This window comes from Nocardia halotolerans, from assembly GCF_042650145.1.
GTDB lineage: Bacteria > Actinomycetota > Actinomycetes > Mycobacteriales > Mycobacteriaceae > Nocardia > Nocardia halotolerans.
This window is the reverse complement of record NZ_JBHSDL010000006.1, coordinates 365331-373058: the sequence shown is the minus strand read 5'-3', so window position 1 is coordinate 373058 and position 7728 is coordinate 365331. Positions and strand designations below refer to the sequence as shown.

At 68.6% G+C, this 7728-nt stretch carries 8 protein-coding genes; 2 read left to right on the top strand and 6 right to left on the bottom strand.

Annotated features, from left to right (window positions below):
- Positions 1-219: 219 nt before the first annotated feature.
- The 5 genes from pafA to dop form a co-directional block, all read right to left on the bottom strand.
- Entirely contained in the window at positions 220-1578 is a 1359-nt protein-coding gene (pafA, locus tag ACFO5K_RS07210; RefSeq protein WP_378557665.1) for a Pup--protein ligase, read from the bottom strand.
- A gap of 167 nt (positions 1579-1745) precedes the next feature.
- A complete protein-coding gene (prcA, locus tag ACFO5K_RS07205) occupies positions 1746-2513 on the bottom strand; it encodes a proteasome subunit alpha (RefSeq protein ID WP_378557661.1) in 768 nt (255 codons plus the stop codon).
- Positions 2510-3355, bottom strand: a complete 846-nt coding sequence (gene prcB, locus ACFO5K_RS07200) for a proteasome subunit beta (protein ID WP_378557658.1) — start codon at positions 3353-3355, stop codon at positions 2510-2512. Before prcB ends, prcA begins: the two co-directional genes overlap by 4 nt.
- Complete coding sequence (locus tag ACFO5K_RS07195) at positions 3352-3546, bottom strand: ubiquitin-like protein Pup (RefSeq protein ID WP_014351559.1); 195 nt, start codon at positions 3544-3546, stop codon at positions 3352-3354. The genes prcB and ACFO5K_RS07195 overlap by 4 nt, the downstream gene beginning before the upstream one ends.
- Positions 3547-3662: 116 nt before the next feature.
- Positions 3663-5162, bottom strand: a complete 1500-nt coding sequence (dop, locus tag ACFO5K_RS07190; RefSeq protein ID WP_378557654.1) for a depupylase/deamidase Dop — start codon at positions 5160-5162, stop codon at positions 3663-3665.
- A gap of 220 nt (positions 5163-5382) precedes the next feature.
- Between dop and ACFO5K_RS07185 the strand changes: the two genes are divergently transcribed.
- Positions 5383-6570 carry a DUF418 domain-containing protein gene (locus ACFO5K_RS07185; RefSeq protein ID WP_378557651.1) on the top strand — a complete coding sequence of 396 codons (1188 nt, stop codon included), beginning with the start codon at positions 5383-5385 and terminating at the stop codon, positions 6568-6570.
- A 4-nt stretch (positions 6571-6574) separates the two neighbouring features.
- On the opposite strand, the gene ACFO5K_RS07180 is transcribed toward ACFO5K_RS07185, so the two are convergent.
- Entirely contained in the window at positions 6575-7303 is a 729-nt protein-coding gene (locus ACFO5K_RS07180; protein WP_378557648.1) for a TetR/AcrR family transcriptional regulator, read from the bottom strand.
- A 101-nt stretch (positions 7304-7404) separates the two neighbouring features.
- Here ACFO5K_RS07180 and ACFO5K_RS07175 point away from each other — a divergent pair, with 101 nt between their 5' ends.
- Positions 7405-7704, top strand: coding sequence for a DUF6412 domain-containing protein (locus tag ACFO5K_RS07175; RefSeq protein ID WP_378557645.1), 300 nt, complete (start codon positions 7405-7407; stop codon positions 7702-7704).
- Positions 7705-7728: the final 24 nt, after the last annotated feature.

Sequence of the window (7728 nt, the reverse complement as noted above, 5' to 3'; positions counted from 1 at the left end):
GGAGGGTCCGCCGCGAAGCGGCGGTTCGCGGCCGTCCCGACGATCAGGCGCCGTTGCGCACGCGACGAAGGAGCAAGCAACGGCGCCTGATCGTCGGGACGTGGAGGCCGCGAACCTCGAGCGCGCCAGCGCTCCAATAACACAGCAGAACCGGTGGCCTACGCGTTCGCTCCCATGCGCCACCGGTTCTGTCGTGTCCCCCCGTCTGTGGGGGTTCGCCTACATCGAGGCGATCAGGCGGTCGACCCGTTCGTCGACAGAGCGGAACGGGTCTTTGCACAGCACCGTGCGCTGTGCTTGATCGTTGAGTTTGAGGTGGACCCAGTCGACGGTGAAGTCGCGGCCCGCGTCCTGGGCGGCGGTGATGAAGTCGCCGCGTAGCTTGGCGCGGGTGGTCTGCGGTGGGGTGTCCACGGCGGCGTCGACGGCGTCGTCCTCGGTGATCCGTTTGGCCAGGCCCTTGCGCTGAAGCAGGTCGAAGACCCCACGACCGCGTTTGATGTCGTGGTAGGCCAGGTCGAGCTGGGCGATCTTGGGGTCGGCCAGTTCCATGCTGTAGCGGTCCTGGTAGCGCTGGAACAGCTTGCGTTTGATCACCCAGTCGATCTCGGTGTCGACCTTGGCGAAGTCTTGCGCTTCGATCGCGTCGAGGGTGCGGCCCCACAGGTCCACCACGGCGTCGACCTGCGGGTCGCGGTCGCGGTTGCGCAGGTGGTCGACCGCGCGCGCGTAGTACTCGCGCTGGATCTCGAGCGCACTGGCTTGGCGTCCGCCCGCCAGCCGCACGGGTCGGCGGCCGGTCAGGTCGTGGCTGACCTCGCGGATGGCGCGGATCGGGTTGTCGAGGGCGAAGTCGCGGAACGACACGCCCGCTTCGATCATCTCCAGGACCAGGGACGCGGTGCCGACCTTGAGCATCGTGGTCGGTTCGGCCATGTTGGAGTCGCCGACGATCACGTGCAGGCGCCGGTATTTCTCGGCGTCGGCGTGCGGTTCGTCGCGGGTGTTGATGATCGGGCGCGAACGGGTGGTCGCGGAGGAGACGCCTTCCCAGATGTGTTCGGCGCGCTGGGACAGGCAGAAGGTGGCCGCCTTCGGTGTCTGCAGCACCTTGCCTGCGCCGCAGATCAGCTGGCGGGTGACCAGGAACGGCAGCAGCACGTCCGAGATGCGGGAGAACTCGCCGGCGCGGACCACGAGGAAGTTCTCGTGGCAGCCGTAGGAGTTGCCCGCGGAGTCGGTGTTGTTCTTGAACAGGTAGATGTCACCGCCGATGCCTTCTTCGGCGAGGCGCTGTTCGGCGTCGATGAGCAGGTCTTCCAGCACCCGCTCACCGGCCCGGTCGTGGGTGACCAACTGCACCAGGCTGTCGCATTCGGCGGTGGCGTACTCGGGATGGGATCCGACGTCGAGGTACAACCTGGCACCGTTGCGAAGGAAGACATTCGAGCTGCGGCCCCAGGACACCACCCGGCGGAACAGGTACCGGGCCACCTCGTCGGGGGACAGCCGACGGTGACCGTGGAAGGTGCACGTCACACCGAACTCGGTCTCGATCCCCATGATTCGTCGCTGCACCCTATCGACAGTACAGCCACGACCAGCACCCGCGCGGCGGTCCCGACATCGGATATGCATACGTGTTCACAACGATTCGAACAGCGAACGACCCGGGCACACACGCGACGGATCGGGCCCGCGAACCGGAGCGGTTCGCGGGCCCGATCATGATCGTGACGGCGGTGTCAGTCCCCCGCGCCGTCCTCGGGTTCGGGTAGCTTCACCTCGGTCACCGGTTTGCCGGTGGTGCCCGCCAGCGCCTGCTCGAGCGGGGCGCCCTGCAGCCGGCGGAAGGCCCGGCGCGGACGAGCCTGCTCGAGGGTGGCCACCTCGAGCGACGCGACCCCGAGCGAGCGCTTTTCCTTGTCGGCTTCGGGCTGACCGGCCTGTAGTGCGCCGATCGCCACCTTCAGCGCCTCGTCGAGCGACAATCCGGGCTTGTAGGCCGACTTGAGCGCGGTCACGATGGGCTCGGTGGTGCCACCCATCACGACGAACTCGCGTTCGTCGACGATCGACCCGTCGAAGGTGATCCGGTACAGCACCGAGGTCGGCGGCTGTTCCGGGTAACCGACCTCGGCGACGCACAGCTCCACCTCGTAGGGCTTGAGCTGATCGGTGAAGATCGATCCGAGGCTCTGGGCGTAGAGGTTGGCCAGCGAACGGCCGGTGACGTCGCGCCGGTCGTACTGGTAGCCCTTGAGGTCGGCCTGCAGGATACCGCCGCGGCGCAGGGCCTCGAACTCGTTGTACTTACCGACCGCGGCGAACCCGATGCGGTCGTAGAGCTCACTGATCTTGTGCAGCGTCGCCGAGGGGTTCTCGGCCACCAGCAGCACACCCTTGTCGTACACCAGCACCACCACGCTGCGACCCCGGCCGATGCCCTTGCGGGCGAGCTCGGTCTTGTCGCGCATGATCTGCTCGGCGGACGCGTAGTAAGGCAGCGTCATGCGCTGGCACCCCCGTTCACTGCGGCCTCCCGGTCGGCGGCGATCGCCGCGGCGATCTCACCGAGACGTGGCTCGGGCACTTCGACCGCGCCCTCGGCGTCGATGGTCACCACCGTCGGGTAGATCCCGCGCAGCGCGTCGGGCCCGCCGGTGGCGGTGTCGTCGTCGGAGGCGTCGACCAGCGATTCCACCGCGATCCGCAGGGCGCGGTCCTCGTCGATGCCACGCCGGTAGAGCTTCTTGAGCGAGGACTTGGCGAAGTTCGAGCCGGACCCGACCGCGGTGTAGCCGAACCGTTCCTCGCTGCGCGAACCCACCACGTCGTAGGACACGATCCGACCGGCTCTGTCGGCGTCGGTGACCTGATCGTCGAAACCGACGAGCAGCGGGATGACGGCCAGGCCCTGCATCGCGGCGGGCAGATTCTCCCGCACCATCTTCGCCAGCTTGTTGGCCTTGCCGTCGAAGGTCAGCGACACGCCTTCGATCTTCTCGTAGTACTCCAGCTCCACCGCGAACAACCGCACCATCTCCACGGCCAGCCCGGCCGTGCCGGCGATACCGGCCGCCGAGAAGGAGTCGGTGGTGTACACCTTCTCCATGTCCCGCGACGCCACCAGGTTGCCCTGGGTGGCGCGGCGGTCGCCCGCGATCAGCACCCCGCCGCGGTAGCTGACCGCGACGATCGTCGTGCCGTGCGGCGCGAAATCGGCCGCCACGGTCAACTCCGAGCCCCCGGACCTGTTGGCGGGCAACAGGTCCGGGGCGTGCATACGGAGATGTTCGGTGAACGAGGACAGAGCCTGGCCTGCATGCAGGCGCAACGGGTCACCTGAGGTCACTGGCCGCCCTTCTGCACATATGCCCGCACGAAGTCCTCGGCGTTCTCCTCGAGCACGTCATCGATCTCGTCGAGCAAGTCGTCGGTGTCCTCCGCGAGCTTCTCGCGGCGTTCCTGCCCTGCCGCGTCGACGCCCTCGGGGCCCTCGTCCTCGTCGCCACCCCCGGCGCGCTTGGTCTGCTCTTGTGCCATCGCAGCCGACCTCCTCTTTCCCTCAATGATCGTGCTCGTCCCTCAACCCTACCGAGCCGATCCGACAACATGGACGATTAGCGATCGGATTGTCGCCCGGTCGTGCTGAGAACGCCTCAGTGGGTGAGCTGTTCGACGAGTTCGGCCGCCGATTGCGCGGCTTCGAGCAGCTTGCCCACGTGGGCTTTCGTGCCCCGGCGCGGTTCCAGGGTGGGGATGCGCACCAGCGAGTCCCCACCGAGGTCGAAGATCACCGAATCCCAACTGGCGGCGGCGATATCGGCACCGAAACGGCGCAGGCACTCGCCCCGGAAGTAGGCGCGGGTGTCGGTGGGCGGATTGGTCATCGCGTCGAGCACATCCTGCTCGCTGACCAGGCGCTGCATCGAACCGCGGGCCACTAGGCGGTTGTAGAGCCCCTTGTCCAGACGCACATCGGAGTACTGCAAATCCATCATGTGCAGTTTCGGTGCGGCCCAGCCCAGCCCCTCACGGCTGCGCATTCCCTCGAGCAGCCGCAGCTTGGCGGGCCAGTCCAGCAGGTGCGCGCATTCCATCGGGTCGCGTTCGAGCAGGTCGAGCACCATCGCCCACTTGTCGACGATGTCGCGCACACGCGGGTCGTCGTTGCCCTCGCGGTCGATGAACTTGGCCACCCGCTCGTGGTAGAGCCGTTGCAGCGCAAGGCCGGTGAGCTCGCGGCCGTCGGCCAGGGCCACGGTGGCGCGCAGGGTCGGATCGTGGCTGATCTGGTGCACCGCCGTCACCGGGCGGGCCAGCTGGAACTCCGAGAGGTCCTCACCGGCTTCGATCAGATCCAGGACCAGCGCGGTGGTGCCGATCTTGAGGTAGGTCGACATTTCGGCCAGGTTGGCGTCGCCGATGATCACGTGCAGGCGCCGGTACTTGTCGGCGTCGGCGTGCGGCTCGTCGCGGGTGTTGATGATGCCGCGCTTGAGGGTGGTTTCCAGCCCGACCTCGACCTCGATGTAGTCGGCGCGCTGGGACAGCTGGAAACCTGGGTGATCGCCGGACTGGCCGATGCCGACGCGACCCGAACCACAGATCACCTGCCGGGAGACGAAGAACGGCGTCAGCCCGGCGATGATGTGGCTGAACGGGGTGTCGCGGTTCATCAGGTAGTTCTCGTGGGTGCCGTAGGAGGCGCCCTTGCCGTCGACGTTGTTCTTGTACAGCTGCAACCGCGGGGCGCCGGGCACACTCGAGGCGTGCCGGGCGGCGGCTTCCATCACCCGTTCGCCCGCTTTGTCCCAGATCACCGCGTCGAGGGGGTCGACGACCTCGGGTGCGGAGTACTCCGGGTGGGCGTGGTCCACGTAGAGCCGGGCCCCGTTGGTGAGGATCATGTTGGCCGCGCCCACCTCGTCGGCGTCGATGACCGGGGCGGGCCCGCTCATCCGGCTCAGATCGAAACCACGCGCGTCACGCAGCGGGGATTCCACCTCGTAGTCCCACCGGGTCCGCTTGGCGCGCGGCACCCCTTCGGCGGCCGCGTAGGCGAGTACGGCCTGGGTGGAGGTGAGGATCGGGTTGGCCGTCGGCTCCGTGGGGGTCGAGATGCCGTACTCGACCTCGATTCCGATGATGCGCTGCATGCTGTCGAGCCTAGGCGACGCGCGCGGCCCACACCCGCATCTCGCCCTCGCTGCTCACCAGTCGGTGACCTTTCGGTCCGATTTCGTCACCGCCACCGGACGCGACCAGCCGCCACCGGGCGGACCGGGCCGCACCGGCCGCGCCGTCCCCCGACCGGCGGACCCACGATGGTCCTCCCGGACGATCCGCGCGCCGCACCATCGCCTCGATACTCGAACCATGACCGAATCCGCTGTCCGGGCCACCCCCGGCCGCACCCCCGACCGTCCCGGCCGGCTGATCGCGCTGGATGTGTTGCGCGGTATCGCGATTCTGGGCACGCTGGGCACCAACATCTGGATTTTCACCGATCCCGCCGGTCTGGCCGGCTATCTGGAGCACCTCGGCACGGCCGCCGGTGACGGGTGGGCATGGACCGAACGGGTGCTCCAGCAACTCGTCCAGGGCAAGTTCCTCGGGTTGCTCACCGTGATGTTCGGGATCGGCCTGGCCATCCAACAGGATTCGGCGCGCCGCGGCGGCAGGCGCTGGCCGGGCAAGTACCCGATCCGAGCCGGGCTGCTGTTGCTCGACGGTGCGCTGAACTTCGTGCTGGTGGCCGAATTCGATGTGCTGATGGGCTATGCGTGCACCGGGCTGGTCGTGGCTTATCTGCTGGCGACCGGCGAACGCGCACAACGACGCTGGGTGATCGTGGCGACGGCGGTGCATCTGAGTCTGCTGAGCCTGGTCGCGGTGGCGCTGGCCTACGAACCGGACCGGCAACCGACCACCGGCGCGGTGCTGGATCCGAATCCCTATGCCGACGGTTCCTTCTGGGAGCTGGCGCTGTTCCGTCTCGACAATGCGCTCGCCTTCCGGGTGGAGACGATCTTCATCTTCCCGATGTCGGTGGCCCTGTTCCTGGTGGGCGCGCGCCTGTACCGGGCGGGGGTCTTCGGCGCCGAGGGCACGCGAATTCGCCGCCGGCTCATGGTGCTCGGCTTCGCGGTGGCCGCGCCGGTGGATTTCACGGTCGGGGTGTTCGGTGGCGGGGATCTGGTGCTGTTCACCCGCTACGGCGCCGCACCGTTCGTCGCGCTCGGTATCCTCGCCGCGGTCGCCGAGTTCTACTTCCGCAGGCCGCGGGTGGGTTTCGCGGGCGCGCGCCTGGGTGAGGTGGGCCGCACCGCACTCAGCTGCTACATCCTGCAGAACCTGATCGCCGGAGCCCTGTGCTACGGCTGGGGCCTGGGTTGGGCGGCGCGGGTGACCGAGGACTCGCGGGTGCCGTTCACGATCGGGGTCTATCTGCTGGTGGTCGCGCTGATCGCCGGACTCGCCCACCTGTGGCTGCGCAGGTTCGAGCGTGGCCCGGTGGAGTGGTTGTGGCACCGCACCTATCGGATGCTGGCACCGGGCGGCTGAACGATCAGCGCAGCCGCGCCTCGGGCGGCGGTGCCGCCTCCGGTGCCACGAGCAGATCGGCCACCAGCGATTCCCGGTGCAACGGGACACCGAGGCTGCGGGCATTGCCTTCCAGCAACGACAGCACCGATTCGGTGAGGATGCCCTGCACCTGCTCGGTGCTGAGCACCGGCTGCGCTTCGGCGCGCCAGTTGGCCACCATGCCGTCGACCAGACCGACCACCCCGAAGGCCATCGGCCGGGCGCGCGCGGGGTCGATGCCGAAGCGGGCCAGGCTGGCCGCGAACATGTCGGCCAGCTGACCGCCCACTTCGCGGCCCGCGCCACCGAGGCTGGCCACGCTGCCCTGCGGAGCGGCGTCGCCGAGGAAGCGGTGCAGGTTGGGGTGGCGATCGATCCAGCCGAGATAGGTGCTGATGGCGCCGCGCACCGCGTCCTTGAGCGTGCCGTCGGGCCGCAGGGCGGGTAGCAGTTCGGCGAGCAGCAGTTCCAGGATCCGGCGGCGGGCCAGCGCGTCGAGTTCGGCGCGTCCACCGACATGGCGGTAGACCACCGGACGGGGCAGCGCGAGGTGTTCGGCGATCAACTGCACCGAGATCTCGAGACCGTGTTCCTCGATCACTTCGATCGCGGCATCGATCATCTCCGCCCGGCGGCGAGCCTTGTGCCCGGTCCAACGGGTGGCGCGCCCGTCGCCTGCGGTGTGCTCGGCGTGCGCGGATGATGCAGTCACAGTCCCCACGATACGCGGCACAAATATGGCCGTGACATCGCGTTCCATCTACTTGTCTCGCCCGGACCGAGCTTACCCGCCGGGCCGGTATGCTCGCCGACATGCAGGCACGGGCGATAGTGATGGCGTACGCGGTACTCGCGTGCGTACTGCCCGCCTTCGTGCTGATCGCCGCGCCCGGTGGTGAGGCCGCACGGGTGCTGGCCTTCGGTGCCGTCGCCGCCGCCATGGTGTGCGCGCTGGTCGCGGTCACCGGTCACCGGGCCGTGCCGGTGCGCGCCGCGTGCGCGGGACCACCACGGTCGGCGCAGCGCCGGCTGCGCGGCGCATTCCTGCCACAGAGCAATCCGGATGCCGCCGGTCGGCCGCGGCCACGAGCACCGGGGATCGATCACCGCTGACAGGGGTCGCCGTCGGCGCCACCT